The sequence below is a fragment of the Aquimarina spinulae genome, assembly GCF_943373825.1.
Lineage (GTDB): Bacteria > Bacteroidota > Bacteroidia > Flavobacteriales > Flavobacteriaceae > Aquimarina > Aquimarina spinulae.
This window is the reverse complement of the sequence record NZ_CALSBP010000002.1, coordinates 1-18,738: the sequence shown is the minus strand read 5'-3', so window position 1 is coordinate 18,738 and position 18,738 is coordinate 1. Positions and strand designations below refer to the sequence as shown.

The following is an 18,738-nucleotide window of genomic DNA, read 5'->3' as shown; positions in this document are numbered from 1 at the left end:
TAGTAATGCATTCAGATAACCTAAATATGATCATAAAAAATTAACATAACAATAACCGTAAGCTAAGGTTCTTTAGTCTTATTATATTCTATATTTATTGAAAATTACCTCATAATCAGGATTCGAAAGAATTCTGTTATGGGGTTTTTTTATGCCAAAATGTAACGTAACAATAATCTTAAAACCAACTTAAAATTACATAAAATGAAAAAAACAGTTTTACTAATCGGATTGATCATATTAAGTTTTAATTCAAAAGCTCAAAACGAAACAATTGAAGGTACATTAACAGTTAAAAGCACTTCAGATGCGATAGCAACATTTCAAACTTTAGATGACAAATGGCTTTATACCCAGTGGAAAAATAAGTCAGGAGTTCGTAAGGCATATATGGGATTTGATCCGAGTCTTACTAATTTTATTTTAGGTCTTGAAAATGGAGCGAATAAATTTTCTGTTAATAATGGAAATTTACATCTTAATGGAGGAGCATTCTACGCGAGTAGTACTTCAGATGCTATAGCAACATTTCAGACCTTAGATGACAAATGGCTCTATACGCAATGGAAAAATAAAGCAGGAGTTCGTAAAGCTTATATGGGTTTTAACACCAACCTTACTAATTTCATTCTAGGTCTTGAAAATGGAGCGAATAAGTTTTTAATTCCGAATGGAAAAGTCGGTATTGGAACCAATAATACGGGGGCACATAAACTAGCAGTAGAAGGATCTATAGGTGCACGCGAAATAATGGTAGAAGCAAATGGTTGGTCAGATTTTGTTTTTGAAACAGATTATACTCTTCCTACACTTATCGAAGTAGAAAATCACATCAAAGAAAAAGGACATTTAAAAGATATTCCAAGTGCTAAAGAAGTAGAAAAAAATGGAATTCTTCTAGGAGCAATGGATGCTAAATTACTACAAAAAATAGAGGAACTAACACTTTATACGATTCAACAAGAAAAAGAAATTAAGCAGCAAGCTAATGAAATTGAAGAATTAAAATCTTTATCTAATAGATTATCAGAAATAGAAAAACTAATAGAAGCTAAAAAATAAACCAACTTAAAATTACACAAAATGAAAAAAGCAGTTTTCATACTCATTCTAATGGGTATTAGTTCGGGAATTTATGCCCAAAAAAAAATAAAATTAGAAGATAATAGCAATGCAAGTAATTTTTATTTTCTTAATGATAAAGTAGGTATAGGGACAAATGTTCCTAAATCTCAACTTCAAATCGCAGGAGGCTCAAATAATTGGAGTGAATCAATTCCCGGGCTATCGGTTGGTTCTATTCATTTAGATCCTGAAAATTCAAATAACCATTTTGGAAGCGCTATAACATTTGGTGCATCTGATGATGCATCTAATGGAGAAAATGCTCAGGCAGGTATCTATGTAAGAAGTGATGGTAGTTATGGGACAAAAATGTATTTTTCAACAACCAACGCATATGTTTCTGGTTCTAAAACAGCTATGACTATAGATCATATAGGTAAAGTAGGTATAGGGACAAATGTTCCTAAATCTCGACTTCAGATCGCAGGGGGCTCAAATAATTGGAGTGAATCAATTCCCGGGCTATCGGTTGGTTCTATTCATTTAGATCCTGAAAATTCAAATAACCATTTTGGAAGCGCTATAACATTTGGTGCATCTGATGATGCATCTAATGGAGAAAATGCTCAGGCAGGTATCTATGTAAGAAGTGATGGTAGTTATGGGACAAAAATGTATTTTTCAACAACCAACGCATATGTTTCTGGTTCTAAAACAGCTATGACTATAGATCATATAGGTAAAGTAGGTATAGGAACAATAACAACAGGATCTCATAAGCTTGCAGTAGATGGTTCGGTAGGAGCAAGAGAAATCAAAGTAGAAGCAACTAGCTGGTCAGATTTCGTTTTTGAAACAGATTATACCCTTCCAACACTTAGTGAAGTAGAAAACCATATCAAAGAAAAAGGTCATTTAAAGGATATTCCAAGTGCTAAAGAAGTAGAGAAAAATGGAATTCTTCTGGGAGCAATGAATGCTAAATTACTACAAAAAATTGAGGAATTAACACTGTATACGATTCAACAAGAAAAAGAAATTAAGCAGCAAGCTAGTGAAATTGAACAATTAAAATTCTTATCAAACAGATTATCAGAAATAGAAAAGTTAATCAAAACTAAAAAATAAAACAGTTTGAGATAAATGAAAATCACAAACTAAACCAACTTAAAATTACACAAAATGAAAAAAACAATTTTTACTCTCGTATTGCTAGTGCTTTATAGTGGGGTTAAGGCTCAGCATAATTATGATAATCAAAATACTATTTATTCAGATGGTGGAAATGTAGGGATAGGAACGCAAAGCCCTTCTAATGCACAAGGATGGCACAGAGTACTAGATGTTGCCGGTTCACAACATTCTAAAATTCTGGCAACCAGCGTAAATAAAAAATATAAAACCGGAATATTCTCTCATAACGAATCCTGGTACGGAGGAGGAGGTTTTGTGGGTACAGAAAGTAACCATAATTTACATTTTATTACAAATTATGCCTCAAAGATGACTATTTTAACAAATGGTAATGTAGGGATAGGAACGCAAAGCCCTTCTAATGCACAAGGATGGCACAGAGTACTAGATGTTGCCGGTTCGCAACATTCTAAAATTCTGGCAACTAGTGTAAATAAAAAATACAGAACCGGAATATTCTCTCATAACGAATCCTGGTATGGAGGAGGAGGTTTTGTTGGTACAGAAAGCAACCATAATTTGCATCTTATTACAAATTATGCTTCAAAGATGACCATTTTAACAAATGGTAATGTAGGCATAGGAACTACAACTCCAGACTCTAAACTTACAGTAAAAGGAAATATTCACTCTCGCGAAATAAAAGTAACGGCTACAGCAGGAGGGGCTGATTTTGTATTTGCAAATGAGTATCAGTTGCCTTCTTTAGTAGAGGTAGAAGCTTTTGTAAAGAAAAACAAACATTTACCAGAAATAGCATCGGCTGAAGAGATGGAAAAGAACGGTATTCATTTAGCAGAAATGAATATTAAACTACTTCAAAAGATAGAGGAATTGACTTTGTATGTGATTGAACAAAACAAACGTATTAGTTTGTTAGAATCTAAATCTACCAAGAAGTAAAATATACTCTAATAATATACAACTGTTTTTAAATAACAAATAAACATCATGAGAAATATAATATATAAAATAATACCATTGATTTTGTTGTTTCTTACTGTTAGTGCCTTTGGGCAAAGACAATTAGACAATTTCTACTATTATAAAGGAGAAAAAGTGTTTTTAACGATAAATACTAAAACTATTTCTATCTCATTTGAAGGAGAAAACTCTATTTACTCTTTTAGGTCTCTAAATAGTAATTTGGTTAAAACAACAGAGATAATTGAAGATAATGCAAGAGCTACGGTAATTGCAATAGACGACAAAGCGGCTAGTAGAAAAGTTATAAAAAGCTATTATATGGAAGTGTCTACGACCAAAAAGAAGCCTATAACTGATTATTATAAACAGATTGAGTCCTATAAAAGTACACCTAATATCTTAATGGCTTCACCAACATATATCACTAAAAGTGGAGGAGACTTAGGTTTGTCAAATAATTTTTATGTAAAACTTAAAGATAAAAATGACATAGATATTCTTTATAAAAAAGCAAAAGAGATGAATGTAGAAGTATTAGGTCATGATAAATATATGCCGCTTTGGTTTACGCTTTCTGTAAAATCCAAAAATAAATTAAATTCAATACAGCTTGCTAATATTTTTTATGAAACAGGTTGGTTTGAGAGTACAGAGCCTGCTTTCATGTATCATAATATAGAAACTTCAAATGATACTTATTTCAATAACCAATGGTCTTTGAATAATACAGGGCAGAATGGAGGAACGGCAGGAATTGATATCAATATGCAGCAAGCATGGGGAATTACTACGGGAGATCCAAGTATTAAAACGGCTGTATATGATCATGGGTTAGAAATGAATCATCCAGATTTACAAGCTAATGTTTACGGAACAGGGTTTGATGCTAATAATGGAACAACACCAGCTATAGTAAGAGGGAATCATGGAACAGCTTGTGCTGGTATTATAGGAGCTGTGAAAGATAATAATTTAGGAATTTCGGGTGTTGCTCCCACTTCAAAATTAATGTCGATCAGTATCAATCTTAGGACATCAGACACACCATCTCAATTAGCAAGTGGTTTTAATTGGGCATGGCAAAATGGAGCAGATGTGATTAGTAATTCTTGGGGAGGATATGTGCCATCTAGCATTATAGATAATGCTATAACAAATACATTAACTAATGGTAGAGGAGGAAAAGGTTGTGTCATTGTTTTTGCTGCGGGTAATGAGAATAATACAAATATTCGATATCCAGGAAATAGTAATCCAGATTTATTAATAGTAGGAGCAATGAGTCCTTGTGCAGAGCGTAAAAACCCAAGTTCTTGTGACGGAGAGACTCAGTGGGGTAGTTGTTATGGTAGTCAATTAGATATTATGGCCCCAGGTGTTAAAATGCCAACTACAGATAGACAGGGGGCAAATGGGTATTCTACATCAGATTATACGCAAACTTTTAACGGAACTTCATCAGCATGTCCAGTAGTAGCTGGAGTAGCAGCACTAATATTAAGTGTTAATCCAAACTTAACATTTAGTGACGTGAATACGATTATCGAGCAATCTGCTCAGAAAGTAGGAACATATACATATGCTACTACAGGAGGGCGTCCAAATGGAACTTGGAATAATCAAATGGGTTATGGTTTGGTAGATGCGCATCAAGCTGTATTATTGGCTCAAAGTTGCCAGGATAACCTTACGATTACCCAAAATGTGCTTTCTGGTCAAACAGATATTCAGGAAGCAAAAAACACAATAACAGCTACCAATGTTATTTTTAGTGGAGGAATTGCAGCATATGATGCAGGAACTTCGATTCACCTAAAAACAGGATTTAGTGCTAAATCAGGATCATCTTTTAGAGCATATATCCAAGGATGCTCCGGAAAAAGAGTTGTTGAAGAAGAATCGACTAGCCAACAAGAAGTTATTACTTATGAGAATGTTAGTATAGAAAATGATGTTTTAGAAGTATTAGAGATGGTTAAAGTGCACCCTAATCCAACTAAGGGGATGGTAACTATTAATAGTACAAAACAAATAACTTCATGGGTACTGAATGATTATATGGGTAGATTCGCAGAGAAATCGAAATTGAGAGGTAACTCTTCTTACAAAGATCAACTTAACATGAATCATCTGCCGACAGGACTATATGTGTTAAAGATTACTTTGACCAATGGTGATATAATTTATAAGAATATAGTGAAGAATTAATTAAAGAATGAATAAATCTAATCTGTCTATGATATCTTTATAGATATAAAACACTGTTTTAAATCAATGTGTAATATATGAGGGTATTATAGACAGATAAAGGTTTATGAGAAAGAATTGTTTTTGCTATTTAATAACACAGTATGAAAGAATCTATTTTTTAAACTGATATTCATATAAACTAGCTTTTTTATGTCTCTTTTTTTCATCAGTTATAAAAAAAATAGAATCATTTTTAAAACAAATTCCTTCTTTTTGAGAATTATGCTTTAATGCTATTTTTTGAATAACCCCATCAAATAGGTTGTCATCTTTAAAATTACTGAGTAAAAACACCTTGTTATGTGTGAGAAGGGCAATTTTATCTTCGGATTTATTGATTGTAGCCCCAGTGATAAGGCAATTAGAATAATTTTTGCAAGTTTCGTATTCTCCAATTAGTTTGGCCATATGCTTTCCTGGTGTAGCAGAAACTCGATATAGTTTAGTTACTCCTTTTGATTTTTTTCCTCTGTTTTTAGTATTTAGTAGTATATTCAGATAGTCTAAATAAAATCATAAAAAATTAACATAACAATAACCATAAGCTAAAGTTCTTTAGCCTTATTGTATTCTATATTTATTGAAAATTACCTCATAATCAGGATTCGAAAGAATTCTGCTATGGGTTTTTTTTATGTCAAAATGTAACATAACAATATTTTAAAACCAACTTAAAATTACACAAATGAAAAAAAACAGTTTATATACTCATCCTAATGAATATTAATACAGGAATGGACGCCCTAATTAGAATACGTTTTTATTTATAAAATGCTAATGTAGGCACAGAAACACAAACTCAAGATTCTAAACTTATGTTAAAGGGTAAAAATCATTCTCGTGAAGTAAAAGTTACTATAAATACTATTACTTATTTCTATTTGTAAATGACTCCGATTACCTTCTCTATAAGGAGGTAAAAGTTCTCGTGAAAACAAATAAGGATCTACCACAAATAGCATTAGTATAAAAAGTGTTGAACAACGGTTTTTTTTGTTTCAATGTATAAATAAATGATCATAAACCTGAATATAATATCGATTTGTGAATTAGAATATCGTAAAAATAGTACTGATTTATTCCGAATTAGATTTGTTAATCTGTTAATTAAAAGTTATTTAACATTAAATTAAAAGTTAATTTAATGTTAAATAGGATTTAATTTGATTAAATCTGTATAGGTTTTTTCTTCTGAAATTTTATCCAATTTCGACATCCTTCTTTTTAGTGTAATCCTTTGATTTTCAGTAATGCAACACTGTTGCGTTATTGAAAACCAAGAGGCGATTTATCTGATTTGATGATGATGATCGAGTCATAACTGTCTGTTTGTTACGTGTTTGCCGTATTTGTTTATTTGAATTAATCTCTACTTTTGAATAACAAATTTTAATAAGAGCTCAACATTTTAATTTAAACAAATACGTTTAACACAAAAAATCAAACAATAATGAAAACTCAACTGAAAATTTTAAGCACACTAACAGTCTTTTCTCTCTTCTTTTATAGTTGTGAATAAGAAATGGATAAACACGATATCCATTTGGCTGAATAGAGTATAAAACTACTTTTGAAAATAGTGGAATTAACTTTATAGATAATTTAGATAAGCGTATCATTACGTTTAATTCTCGTCTTACCAAAAAAATAAAACATATTTATTTAAAAATAGGCATCTATTTTTGAATGAAGTGATTTGACTTTTTTTAATTCGCTGTAAAAAATATCTTTTTTTACTTAACCCCTTTCTTTTTCTCACTTTATAGCAGTGCTATGAAGTGTCAAAAACACCGTTTTGGTATAGAATTAAAAAAGTTTAAACTACTTCAATAACAATTTAACAAATAAACATCATGCAAAATATAATATATAAAATAGCACCATTGATGCTACTGTTTTTTACAGTAAGTGTCTTTGGACAAAAACAATCAGATACTTTCTATTACTACAAAGGAGAAAAATTCTTTTTAGATATAGATACTAGAACTATTTCTATTTCATTTGAGGGAGAAAATTCTATTAACTCTTTTAAATCTTTACGTAGTAATTCAATAAAAATAAAAGAAATAGTTGAAGATAATTCGAGAGCTACTGTAGTTTCATTAGATGCTAAAGCAATTTCTAAGAAAGCTGTAAAAAGCTATTATGTGGAAGTGTCTACAAGCAAAAATATAACTATAGCTGATTATTATAAAGAGATCGAATCTTATAAGAAATTACCTAATACTTTAATGGCTTCTCCAACATATATAACAAAGAGTGGAGGAGAATTAGGGTTGTCAAATAATTTCTACGTAAAACTTAAAGATAAAAACGACATTGATATTCTCTATAAAAAAGCAAAAGAGATGGATCTAGAAGTATTAGGTCATGATAAGTACATGCCGCTTTGGTTTACGCTTTCTGTAACATCCAAAAATAAATTAAATTCAATACAGTTTGCTAACATTTTTTATGAAACAGGTTTGTTTGAGAGTACAGAACCAGCTTTTATGTATCACAATATAGAAACTTCGAATGATACTTACTTCAATAACCAATGGTCTTTAAATAATACAGGGCAGAATGGAGGAACGGCAGGAATTGATATCAAAATGGAGGAAGCTTGGAGCATAACTACCGGAGATCCAAGTATCAAAACAGCTGTGTATGATCATGGGTTAGAAATGAATCATCCAGATTTACAGGCTAATGTTTATGGAACAGGGTTTGACGCTAATAACGGAACAACCCCAGCTACAGTAAGAGGAAATCATGGAACTGCTTGTGCTGGTATTATAGGAGCTGTGAAAGACAATAATTTAGGAATTTCGGGTGTTGCACCTACTTCAAAATTAATATCGATCAGTATCAATCTTGTATCTTCAGATACTCCATCTCAATTAGCAAGTGGTTTTAATTGGGCATGGCAAAATGGAGCAGATGTGATTAGTAATTCTTGGGGAGGATATGCGCCATCGAGTATTATAGATAATGCTATAACAAATACATTAACTAATGGTAGAGGAGGAAAAGGTTGTGTCATTGTTTTTGCTGCGGGTAATGAGAATGATACAAATATTCGATACCCGGGAAATAGTAATCCAGATTTATTAATAGTAGGAGCAATGAGTCCTTGCGCAGAGCGTAAAAATCCAAACTCTTGTGACGGAGAGACTCAGTGGGGTAGTTGTTATGGTAGTCAATTAGATATTATGGCCCCAGGTGTTAAAATGCCTACTACAGACAGGCAGGGGGGAAATGGGTATTCTACAACAGATTATACGCAAACTTTTAATGGAACTTCATCAGCATGTCCAGTAGTAGCTGGAGTAGCTGCACTAATATTAAGCGTTAATCCAAACTTAACATATAGTGAGGTAAATACAATTATCGAGCAATCCGCTCAGAAAGTAGGAACATATACATATGCTACTACAGGAGGACGACCAAATGGAACTTGGAATAATCAGATGGGATATGGTTTGGTTGATGCGCATCAAGCAGTCTTATTGGCTCAGAATGGTTCTGGTTCTGATTCTGAAGCACCAACAGCACCATCCAATCTGGTCTCTACTGGAAAAACTAAAACTAGTGTAAGTTTAAGTTGGACAGCCTCAACAGACAATGTAGGTGTAACAGCGTATGATGTTTACAATGGGAGTAACCTTTCTACTACGGTAAATGGTACCACAGCAACAATATCAGGATTAACGCCAAATACAAGTTATGATTTTACCATCAAAGCTAAAGATGCAGCAGGTAATGTATCAGGAGCAAGTAATGTATTAACAGTTACGACTGATCCTAATAATGATGGAGGAACACCACCGAATTATTGTGCAGCAGAAGCTACAAATGGGCCTGAACATATTGCAAAGGTTAAATTTGGAACAATAGATAATAGTTCAGCCAGAGATTCTTATCATGATTATACAAATATATCTACAGATGTTGCTAAGAATAATAGTTATGCATTATCGGTAGTTATTGGTCAACCATATGGTAATGAGAATGAAGTAACGGCATGGATTGATTGGAATATTGATGGTGATTTTGAAGATGCAGGTGAACAATATTTATTATCAAAAAGTAGCGCCTCAGAAGCTTCGATTTCAATTCCAGTACCATCAGGTGCATCTATAGGAACTACAGGTATGCGTATTAGAGTTTCTTATAATAGTAGCAGTAGAACTCCTTGTGGAACAAGAAGTTATGGAGAGGTTGAGGATTATGCTGTGAATATCAAAGGATCAAAATCTGGATTAATCACTGAATCCATTGACGATATGCTTATTTATCCAAATCCAACTCCAGAACAATTTGTTATTTCATCTAAACTAATAGGGGCTCAAATAACTCTTATTAACTCCAATGGTGTAATAGTAAAAAAAGAAAAAATGACTTCAAGTAAAACAAAAGTTGATTTATCAGGGCTTCCTTCAGGGTTTTATCAAGTGCAGTTAATTTTGGGATCAAAAAAATTATCAAAAACTGTTGTAATACAATAAGTTTTGATTGTAAGATTCTGATTATCTGAGAGAATCTTATTTTAACTTCTGAAATACCAGAACATAATAAATTTAATAGAGGTCAGTATTTAAATACTGACCTCTATACGTTTTTCTTCCTCTGTAATATGTGAAATTTAAATTTTTTTTAATTCGCTATAAAAATGCCTTTTTTACTCAATTTTCATATCCTTCGCCAGAATCAAAAAGGGTTAAGCTCATCAATATGATGTATTAGGAATCTCAATCAATATTGAGGTAACCTAAGGTAATTGAAAGAGAATCTATAGAAGGATTAACCGAGATTTTGAAGTTCGGTTTTGACGAACTTGATTTACATAGAATAGAAGCAAGGTGTGCCACCGTGAATATTTGATTCTAGGATTCTCGAAAAGTAGGAATGTGTAAAGAAGGGTATAAACGAAAAGTTTTATCGCTTAAATCCCCTGTATCTACTCGACGCCAAAATGTTGCCTTTATTTAAGTATATACTTAAATAAAGTAGCTTTATGATGATTTGTTTTTTCGTTAGTTATAAAGAGAATAGAATCGTTTTTAAAACAAATTCCTTCTTTTTGAGAATTATGCTTTAATGCTATTTTTTGAATACTTCCGTCAAACAGATTATCACCCTTAAAATTACTGAGTAAGAATACTTTATTATGTGTGAGAAGGGCTATTTTATCTTCAGATCGATTGATTGCGGCCCCGGTGATAAGACAATTAGAATAATTTTTGCAGGTTTCATAGGTTCCAATTAGTTTGGCCATATGTTTTCCTGGCGTAGCAGAAACCCGATATAGTTTAGTAACTCTTTTTGATTTTTTTCCCCTGTTTTTAGTAAATAAGTAGAGATTACCGTTTAAGTGTACAAAAGCTTCAACATCAAAATTTAATCTTTTTTTCTTAGGTGGAAATTTCTTTTGATCTTCAAAAATAAATTCAATTCTAGAGGTAACAATAGTGTTTGATAGAATTCCTGAAACTTTATAGATGACTAAATTTTTTCGGTCATTACCGTTATTGCCAAAATCACCAATATAAATATTGTTTTCTAGATCATATGCAAGATCTTCCCAATCGATGTTTTTAACTTCGGGGATTTTGATTTCACGTACTATTTTTCCTTTTTGATTTAAACAAAACAATACATTGCTATTACCAGAATCATTTATGGCATACAAATTATGATCCGATAACATAGTGATACCAGATATTTCATGAAGAATATTTGGTAAAGTGTTAACCTTTATCAAATTTGTATTCTTATCCTTTTGACAACTAACGGTTGCAGTCATCAAAAGGATAAGATAGGAGAGTTTTACAATTTTAGCTTCTATGATTCCAGGCATTAAGCATCCAACTTGTTTTCTCAATTTCTCCGATATACGTACCTGTAATATCCAGGGTTCCGTCATCTTTGGCATCTTCGGCAGCAGTAGTTACTATTTTTAATTGATTCAAAAGTGCGCTATGATCTTCAAGAATGGTAGCGACCATTTCGTGATCCACAAGCGTTGTATCTGCTTCTTTAATATTAGAGAGATTTAGGTAAGAGCTAAAATTGCTCACAGGTTTACCCCTAAGTGTTAGAATTCTTTCAGCAATTTCATCGATTTTCAGTTTAGCATCTTCATAAAACTCTTCAAACTTCACGTGAAGTTCAAAAAAATGGGACCCAGTGATATTCCAATGAAAATTTCTGAGTTTTTGATAATGCATATGATAATCAGCTAATAATATATTTAAAGCTTCTATTGTTTTTGTGTTTGAATTACTCATAGTTTTTATCTATTGATTTTTTAATTTCAATACAAAATTATTATAATATAGGTAGTAAAGTATCAAGTTACAATAGTTAGTTGTAATAGGCATATTACTAGAATTGATTTGTGATTTTCTTAAGAATAAAATCATAATATACAGCATCGTGAGGAACATATGCAGAGGCTCTGATTGGGTCTTTAAGGATGTTTTTTAATTCATCAAGATCGATAAGAGTAAGATCAGAAACTTCTTCTTCCTGAAGTGTTAGCGTTTTAGTAGAAACATCAAGGCGAGAAAGGTAAATATGATGAAATTCGTTGTCATAAAGATCAGGTCTGGGTGTTTTTTCTGCTAAATATATTCCGATAAACATTAGATCATTTTTAGAAATAGATAAACCAATTTCTTCTTTAACTTCTCGAATAGCAGAATCCTCTGGTGTTTCTCCAGCACCGATATGCCCAGCCACAGAAACATCCCACAAATCAGGATACGTATCTTTATTACAGGCTCGTTTTTGTAGTACGATTTTCCCTTGATCTGTAAAGAACCAAATATGAACACTAGCATGATATAACCCTAATCGATGTGCTTCAGACTTTAGTTTTACTTCTCCAGTAAACTCTCCTGTTTTATGAAGTATATCGATAAACTCATCTGCCATATTTGTTTTTTTAATTATGCATTGTTAAAGGGAAATTAAAGATATATTTTCAATAAACATCTTATAAAAGTTAATTTTATCTATAATTAATATTAAATACTTGTTATATTTTTATTGCTAAAATGATATATTTATGCAAAAATAATATATATGAAGATTAAAGCCTGTCCAAATTGCGGTTCACCTGAGTATATAAAAAGTGGGGTAATCAACCAAAGACAGCGATATCGATGTAAAGATTGCAGTTATTATTTTACAGTTAATAAACTGGGCAAAAAAATAGATGATTATTATGTTAACAAAGCATTACAGCTTTATCTCGAAGGATTAACATACCGTGAAATCGAACGTATTTTGGGGATATCCCATGTTAGTGTTATCAACTGGGTAAAAAAATACAATATCAAGCGACCATATAACTCTCAATATCATCCCACATATAAAATTTTAAACTCCTTAGAATTAGCAAATTATTTTCAATCTCCAGAAAATATTCAAGGAGCAGGGGTTGTTGTGACAGAGTTGGGAGATAAATTTATGCTTATAAAATGGGAACGCTTTAAAGAATAACTATATCAATTAGCAAATAACTATACTAATTTTTATTGCCTGACATAATTTTTAGAATTTTAGCAAGTGCACAACACTACGCAAGTAGTATTAATCATTTTCTACAAATCAAATTCTTAAATTATGAAAAAACTCATATTACTACTTTTTTTAAGTAGCTTTTTGATTTCGCACTCCGTCTTTTCTCAGGGATCTCCGGACTATACAGGAGGACTTAAAGTAAAGCTTAATGAATCTGGTTCAAAATACTTTAGGATTATTTCCTGGGCACAGTTTTGGGCAAGATATACAGATGACGTTCCTGATGATGATAGTAATACAGATTTTAGTATTCGTAGAGCACGTATTCTAATGTATTCTCAAATCAATAAGGATTTTTTGATTCTTACTCATTTTGGATTAAATAGTTTAAATGCTGATAATTTAAACCCGGTGGGTAAAGGAGATAGTTCTCAACTTTTCTTTCATGGAGTGTGGGGGCAATATAGCCTTGGAGCAAATCATGCAATCGGTGGTGGACTACATTATTGGAACGGGATTTCTCGTCTTAATAATCAAAGCACACTTAATATTATGACTCTGGATAATAATCGACAGTCCTGGGCACACATTGGGTTATCAGATCAATTTGCACGTCACATTGGGATTTATGCCAAAGGAAAATTTGGCAAATTACAATATCGTGTATCTGTTAATGAATCGATAACAAACAACCTTCAGGAAGGCACCGATCCTGTTGTTAATGGGCCAGCTGTATATGCAGGCAGACGATTACTAGGGTCTAAGGATGCCGGAAAGAATTTTGCAGGATATTTTGATTATAATTTTTTAGACCAGGAATCCAATTTCTTACCTTATAAAGTTGGATCATATCTGGGAGGTAAAAAGGTATTTAATGTTGGTGCAGGATTCTTTTATCATCCAGACGGAAGTGTAATCGCAAATACAAACGGAACTCTAGAAGGAGAAGATGTAGCAATATTTGCAGTAGATGCATTCTACGATGCTCCTTTAGGAAGTAATGGTTCGGCGATTACGGCTTATGCAACATATCAAAATAATAATTACGGACAGAATTATACCTTAGGACAAACCTATGAGACGGGATCTATGGTATATGGACATGTAGGATATGTAATTCCTAATGCTAATAAAAAAATTAAACTTCAACCGTATACATCTTTTAATTTGAGATCTATAGATGCTATTGATGATAATGCAACAACATTTGGTGTTGGAGCTAATGCGTATTTTAGTGGTCATAACTCTAAGTTAACCTTAGAATATCTAAACACAAAATATGGTGATAATGATGCGCAAAGTTTTGTTACCTTACAAGCAATGATCTATCTCTAAAACTTAATAACTATGTCAGAAAAACAACAAAAAGCCAGTGCCTACTGGAAAGAAAATGTAAAATACTTATTCATTTTACTCGCAATATGGTTTGTCGTGTCGTACGGTGCAGGGATACTTTTTAAAGATGCGTTAAACCAATTTCATATGGGAGGCTTTCCTTTGGGATTTTGGTTTGCACAACAAGGTTCTATCTATGTATTTGTGATTCTAATCTTTGTCTACGTTCGGTTAATGAATAAATTGGATAAGAAATATGGTTATGACAAAGAATAAGAAGATAGAAAATTACATGAATTTAGTTAGGGCATGATCCTACTTCAATTTACACAATCTCTAAGATTATAAACAACTAAAAAAATATATTATGAGTGTTCAAATGTGGACTTATATTCTGGTAGGGTTAACCTTCGCTTTATATATAGGAATTGCGATTTGGTCAAGAGCGAGTTCTACGAAAGAATTTTATGTAGCTGGGGGTGGCGTATCTCCTTTAGCCAATGGGATGGCTACCGCTGCCGACTGGATGAGTGCTGCTTCATTTATTTCTATGGCTGGTATTATAGCCTTTTCTGGCTATGATGGTGCTGTATACCTAATGGGGTGGACAGGAGGATATGTATTGTTAGCATTATTACTGGCTCCTTATCTAAGGAAATTCGGAAAATTTACAGTTCCTGATTTTATCGGGGATCGATATTACTCAAAAACCGCAAGATCGGTAGCAGTATTCTGTGCACTTCTCGTATCTTTTACCTATGTAGCAGGTCAAATGAGAGGAGTTGGAATTGTATTTTCCAGATTCTTGGAAGTAGATATCAATACAGGAGTGATCATTGGGATGATCATCGTTCTCTTTTATGCGGTATTAGGTGGGATGAAAGGAATTACATATACGCAGGTTGCACAATATTGTGTACTCATCTTTGCATTTATGGTACCAGCTATATTTATTTCAATTCAGATGACAGGAAATCCAATACCTCAGTTAGGGTTTGGTGATACCATTGCAGATGGTTCAGGAACATATCTTCTGGATAAGTTAGACGGTTTGAGTACAGAATTAGGATTTTCAGAATATACAAATGGTTCTAAATCAATATTAGATGTATTCGCTATAACTTTGGCATTAATGGTTGGTACTGCAGGATTACCGCATGTAATTGTTCGTTTCTTTACTGTAAAGCGCGTTAGAGATGCTCGTAAATCAGCGGGATATGCACTATTGTTAATTGCTATATTGTATACAACTGCCCCGGCCGTAGCAGTTTTTGCTAAAACAAATCTTATTGAATCTGTACAAAATAAACAATACGAAGAACTTCCTTTATGGTTTAAAAACTGGGAAGACACAGGTTTGTTAGGATGGACAGATAAAAACGGAGATGGGCAAGTGCAATATGCCAATGGCCATGCAGTTGAAGGGAATAAAAACAAACCGGTTTTTGATGGAAAAAATAGAGGAGAACATGGAGAACGAAAAATTACAAATGTAAATGCTGCAACCAAGAATGAACTTTTTGTAGATCGTGATATTATGGTATTGGCAAATCCCGAAATAGCAAATCTCCCTAATTGGGTAATTGCTTTGGTAGCTGCAGGAGGATTGGCAGCAGCATTGTCTACCGCAGCAGGATTGTTATTGGTGATTTCATCTTCTGTATCTCATGATTTGATCAAAAAAATGATCAAACCAGATATCTCAGAAAAAGGAGAATTAATCGCAGCACGTCTTTCTGCGGTAGCTGCCGTATGCGTTGCAGGGTATTTTGGAATCAACCCACCAGGTTTTGTTGCAGCTGTTGTTGCTCTGGCATTTGGTCTTGCAGCAGCTTCTTTTTTTCCTGCTATTGTGTTAGGGATATTTTATAAAAGAATGAATAAAGAAGGTGCTATTGCAGGAATGGTAGTAGGTATCTTATGTATGCTGCTATATATGATAAAATATAAATTAGGATGGTTCGACGAAACACTTCCTCCATCTAGCGAATGGTGGTTTGGGATTTCTCCAGAAGGATTTGGAGCCGTTGCCATGGTGATTAATTTTGTGATATCATTAGTGATTTCCAAATTTACTTCGGCACCACCAAAAGAAGTACAAGAGATTGTAGAAAATATAAGAATCCCTAGTGGAGCTGGAGAAGCAACACATTAGATGTACCAGGCATTAAACCTCACAGGCCTGTTAAGATCTGTGAGGTTTAAAAGAAAAATAATCTGACTAAAAAAATGATAAGAATTGAAGTGTATAAACTCAAAAACTATAAGTAACCAATAGAAGTACTCTCATGAAAAAACGTCATCAACAAAAACTGGTAGTACTCTCTATTGCATTGCTTTTTCTGTTTAATGTTCCGTTGATATTTATGTTTAATCATTTCGGAAGTATTTTTGGGTTCCCTATACTGTACTTTTTTGTATTTCTGATTTGGGCAATTTCAATTTTGATCTCTTTTGTAATTTTGAAAAAGTTTTATGAATAGCTATGTACTAATATTCATAATTGTAGGATACCTGCTGCTTTTGTTTGGAATTGCTTTCTGGGCCGAAAAAAAAGCAAAAAGATCCTGGGTTAATAATCCTTATGTCTATACATTATCACTCGCGGTATATTGCTCTGCATGGACTTATTATGGTAGTGTTGGGATTGCAGCGACCTCTGGGGTTAGTTTTCTCACTACTTATTTGGGACCTGTAATAGCTTTTCCAGTTTGGATTGTAGTATTGAAAAAAATAATCAAAATTTCAAAACAACATAAAGTTTCAAGTATTGCAGATTTTATATCCCTTAGGTATGGTAATGATAGATTTTTAGGAGCGTTAGTGACTATAATATGTGTCTTGGGTGTATTACCTTATATTTCATTACAACTTAAAGCAGTTTCAGAGACTTTTGAGATCATTTCTAATGACCCCGTTAATTCTTCAGGAACAATTTTTGAGGATTCAACATTTTATATAGCGGTTTTGTTAGCAGTTTTTGCGGCATTTTTTGGCACAAGAACTACCGATGCAACACGACGCAGGCAAGGAATAGTATTTTCGGTAGCGGTAGAATCCGTAATCAAACTTATTTTCTTTTTAGGAGTAGGAGGGTATGTTACCTATTTTCTTTTTGATGGAACCACAGATATTTACAATCAAATATCGGTTACAGAAGACTTCGAATCATTAACTACCTTCGATAGCCTGGAGTCTGGTATCAATTGGTATTTTATGATCGCCCTGTCTTTTTTAGCAATTTTTCTTTTACCAAGACAATTTCACGTCTCTGTGATAGAGAATACGACCAAAAAAGATCTTAAAAATGCAATTTGGATGTTTCCACTATACTTACTGTTGTTTAATGTATTTGTTGTTTTTATCGCCTGGGGCGGAAAATTACGATTAGGAGATATAGCGAACCCAGATTATTACTCATTGCTACTTCCTTTACAAAATAAAGATGTGTTTTTAGCAACTCTAGTGTTTTTAGGTGGTTTTTCGGCAGTGATTTCTATGGTAGTTGTTTCTACATTGGCGTTATCAACGATGCTTAGTAATAACTTAATTATTCCCTATGGATTTCTAGATAAATTTAGTAAAAGTCGTCCTGAGCGTAATGCCAATTATATTAAGAATATTAGAAGGATAGCTATTTTGTGTTTGATATTAGGAGCATATTTTTTCTATATCAATTTTAATATAGAATTGTCATTATTCTCGATCGGACAGTTATCTTTTGTTGTTATTGCGCAACTGGGGCCTTCATTTTTTATAGGATTATTTTGGAATAGAGGGTCTTCTATAGCTGCAAAAATGGGAATCATTACAGGAGCATTGATCACAGGGTACACTCTTGTTTTACCTTTTGTACTGGATACAATATTCGGTAATATGAATTTTATCGTGTACGGTCCTTTTGAAATCGAACTTTTAAGACCTTATGCATTGTTTGGTATAGATATTCTCAATCCGGTAACGCATGCATTTTTTTGGAGTATGTTTTCTAATGTTATTGTATACCTTTCGGTTTCCCTTTCTTTTAAAGGGAATTATAGAGAGCGTAATTACGGAGAAATGTTTGTGGATAGCAATTATAATTCCTTGCAGGAAAATGCATTTGTATGGAAAGGAGAAGCCTATGTTTCAGATATTAGAAAAGTATTGAATCGATTTTTAGGAGAAAAACGCACAGAACGTGCTTTGGATTTGTTTTATCTTAAATATGACCTTCCAAAAAATGCTGAAGCCGCAGATGCAAGACTAATTAATTTTTCAGAAAAACTATTGACTGGAAGTATTGGTAGTGCTTCTTCCCGGATTTTAATATCCAGTGTAGTCAAAGAACAACCTGTTACCTTGGTAGAAGTATTAGAGATTTTAGAAGAAAATAAAAAGACGATTTCTACAAATAAATTTTTAAAACAAAAATCAGATGAATTAACTCAACTTACCGATGAATTAAAAGAGGTT

14 protein-coding genes are annotated in these 18,738 nt (G+C 32.8%); 10 read left to right on the top strand and 4 right to left on the bottom strand.

The window, feature by feature from the left end:
- Positions 1 to 204 precede the first annotated feature (204 nt).
- Genes NNH57_RS06065 through NNH57_RS06050 form a run of 4 tightly spaced genes read left to right on the top strand, consistent with a single transcriptional unit; the run spans position 205 to position 5,394 of the window.
- The gene (locus tag NNH57_RS06065; RefSeq protein ID WP_108807629.1) at positions 205 to 1,062 is read left to right on the top strand and encodes a hypothetical protein; all 858 of its coding nucleotides are present in this window, start codon (positions 205 to 207) and stop codon (positions 1,060 to 1,062) included.
- A gap of 21 nt (positions 1,063 to 1,083) precedes the next feature.
- Positions 1,084 to 2,193 carry a hypothetical protein gene (locus NNH57_RS06060; RefSeq protein ID WP_159099193.1) on the top strand — a complete coding sequence of 370 codons (1,110 nt, stop codon included), beginning with the start codon at positions 1,084 to 1,086 and terminating at the stop codon, positions 2,191 to 2,193.
- A gap of 54 nt (positions 2,194 to 2,247) precedes the next feature.
- Positions 2,248 to 3,162, top strand: coding sequence for a tail fiber protein (locus tag NNH57_RS06055; protein WP_082995027.1), 915 nt, complete (start codon positions 2,248 to 2,250; stop codon positions 3,160 to 3,162).
- Positions 3,163 to 3,210: 48 nt separating this feature from the next.
- Entirely contained in the window at positions 3,211 to 5,394 is a 2,184-nt protein-coding gene (locus NNH57_RS06050; RefSeq protein ID WP_074410004.1) for a S8 family serine peptidase, read from the top strand.
- A 153-nt stretch (positions 5,395 to 5,547) separates the two neighbouring features.
- On the opposite strand, the gene NNH57_RS06045 is transcribed toward NNH57_RS06050, so the two are convergent.
- Positions 5,548 to 5,844, bottom strand: a complete 297-nt coding sequence (locus NNH57_RS06045; RefSeq protein WP_074410003.1) for a hypothetical protein — start codon at positions 5,842 to 5,844, stop codon at positions 5,548 to 5,550.
- Positions 5,845 to 7,289: 1,445 nt separating this feature from the next.
- Between NNH57_RS06045 and NNH57_RS06040 the strand changes: the two genes are divergently transcribed.
- A complete protein-coding gene (locus NNH57_RS06040) occupies positions 7,290 to 9,926 on the top strand; it encodes a S8 family serine peptidase (protein WP_108807627.1) in 2,637 nt (878 codons plus the stop codon).
- Between the two features lie 476 nt (positions 9,927 to 10,402).
- Here the strand turns inward: NNH57_RS06040 and NNH57_RS06035 are convergent, their stop codons facing one another.
- From NNH57_RS06035 to NNH57_RS06025, 3 genes are all read right to left on the bottom strand, one after another.
- Entirely contained in the window at positions 10,403 to 11,278 is an 876-nt protein-coding gene (locus tag NNH57_RS06035) for an NHL repeat-containing protein (RefSeq protein WP_082995026.1), read from the bottom strand.
- Entirely contained in the window at positions 11,256 to 11,708 is a 453-nt protein-coding gene (locus NNH57_RS06030; RefSeq protein WP_074410001.1) for a Dps family protein, read from the bottom strand. The genes NNH57_RS06035 and NNH57_RS06030 overlap by 23 nt, the downstream gene beginning before the upstream one ends.
- A gap of 97 nt (positions 11,709 to 11,805) precedes the next feature.
- Positions 11,806 to 12,357 (bottom strand): NUDIX hydrolase, encoded by a 552-nt coding sequence (locus NNH57_RS06025; protein ID WP_074410063.1) that lies wholly within the window; start codon positions 12,355 to 12,357, stop codon positions 11,806 to 11,808.
- Positions 12,358 to 12,507: 150 nt separating this feature from the next.
- On the opposite strand from NNH57_RS06025, the gene NNH57_RS06020 reads away from it, so the two are divergent.
- The 5 genes from NNH57_RS06020 to NNH57_RS06000 all read left to right on the top strand — a co-directional run.
- Positions 12,508 to 12,927 carry an IS1/IS1595 family N-terminal zinc-binding domain-containing protein gene (locus NNH57_RS06020; protein ID WP_074410000.1) on the top strand — a complete coding sequence of 140 codons (420 nt, stop codon included), beginning with the start codon at positions 12,508 to 12,510 and terminating at the stop codon, positions 12,925 to 12,927.
- 123 nt (positions 12,928 to 13,050) lie between these two features.
- Positions 13,051 to 14,283, top strand: coding sequence for a hypothetical protein (locus NNH57_RS06015; RefSeq protein ID WP_108807626.1), 1,233 nt, complete (start codon positions 13,051 to 13,053; stop codon positions 14,281 to 14,283).
- 12 nt (positions 14,284 to 14,295) lie between these two features.
- The gene (locus tag NNH57_RS06010) at positions 14,296 to 14,559 is read left to right on the top strand and encodes a DUF4212 domain-containing protein (RefSeq protein ID WP_074409998.1); all 264 of its coding nucleotides are present in this window, start codon (positions 14,296 to 14,298) and stop codon (positions 14,557 to 14,559) included.
- 91 nt (positions 14,560 to 14,650) lie between these two features.
- Positions 14,651 to 16,438, top strand: coding sequence for a sodium:solute symporter family protein (locus NNH57_RS06005; RefSeq protein ID WP_074409997.1), 1,788 nt, complete (start codon positions 14,651 to 14,653; stop codon positions 16,436 to 16,438).
- A 320-nt stretch (positions 16,439 to 16,758) separates the two neighbouring features.
- Positions 16,759 to 18,738, top strand: a 1,980-nt coding sequence (locus tag NNH57_RS06000; RefSeq protein WP_254504128.1) for a sodium:solute symporter family protein, incomplete at its 3' end; no start/stop codon positions are given.

Coding starts and splice junctions, on each gene's coding strand:
- NNH57_RS06060 (WP_159099193.1), top strand. CDS start 1,084: ATGAAAAAAGCAGTTTTCATACTCATTCTAATGGGTATTAGTTCGGGA.
- NNH57_RS06055 (WP_082995027.1), top strand. CDS start 2,248: ATGAAAAAAACAATTTTTACTCTCGTATTGCTAGTGCTTTATAGTGGG.
- NNH57_RS06030 (WP_074410001.1), bottom strand. CDS start 11,708: ATGAGTAATTCAAACACAAAAACAATAGAAGCTTTAAATATATTATTA.
- NNH57_RS06035 (WP_082995026.1), bottom strand. CDS start 11,278: ATGCCTGGAATCATAGAAGCTAAAATTGTAAAACTCTCCTATCTTATC.
- NNH57_RS06020 (WP_074410000.1), top strand. CDS start 12,508: ATGAAGATTAAAGCCTGTCCAAATTGCGGTTCACCTGAGTATATAAAA.
- NNH57_RS06025 (WP_074410063.1), bottom strand. CDS start 12,357: ATGGCAGATGAGTTTATCGATATACTTCATAAAACAGGAGAGTTTACT.
- NNH57_RS06045 (WP_074410003.1), bottom strand. CDS start 5,844: ATGGCCAAACTAATTGGAGAATACGAAACTTGCAAAAATTATTCTAAT.
- NNH57_RS06050 (WP_074410004.1), top strand. CDS start 3,211: ATGAGAAATATAATATATAAAATAATACCATTGATTTTGTTGTTTCTT.
- NNH57_RS06015 (WP_108807626.1), top strand. CDS start 13,051: ATGAAAAAACTCATATTACTACTTTTTTTAAGTAGCTTTTTGATTTCG.
- NNH57_RS06040 (WP_108807627.1), top strand. CDS start 7,290: ATGCAAAATATAATATATAAAATAGCACCATTGATGCTACTGTTTTTT.
- NNH57_RS06005 (WP_074409997.1), top strand. CDS start 14,651: ATGAGTGTTCAAATGTGGACTTATATTCTGGTAGGGTTAACCTTCGCT.
- NNH57_RS06065 (WP_108807629.1), top strand. CDS start 205: ATGAAAAAAACAGTTTTACTAATCGGATTGATCATATTAAGTTTTAAT.
- NNH57_RS06010 (WP_074409998.1), top strand. CDS start 14,296: ATGTCAGAAAAACAACAAAAAGCCAGTGCCTACTGGAAAGAAAATGTA.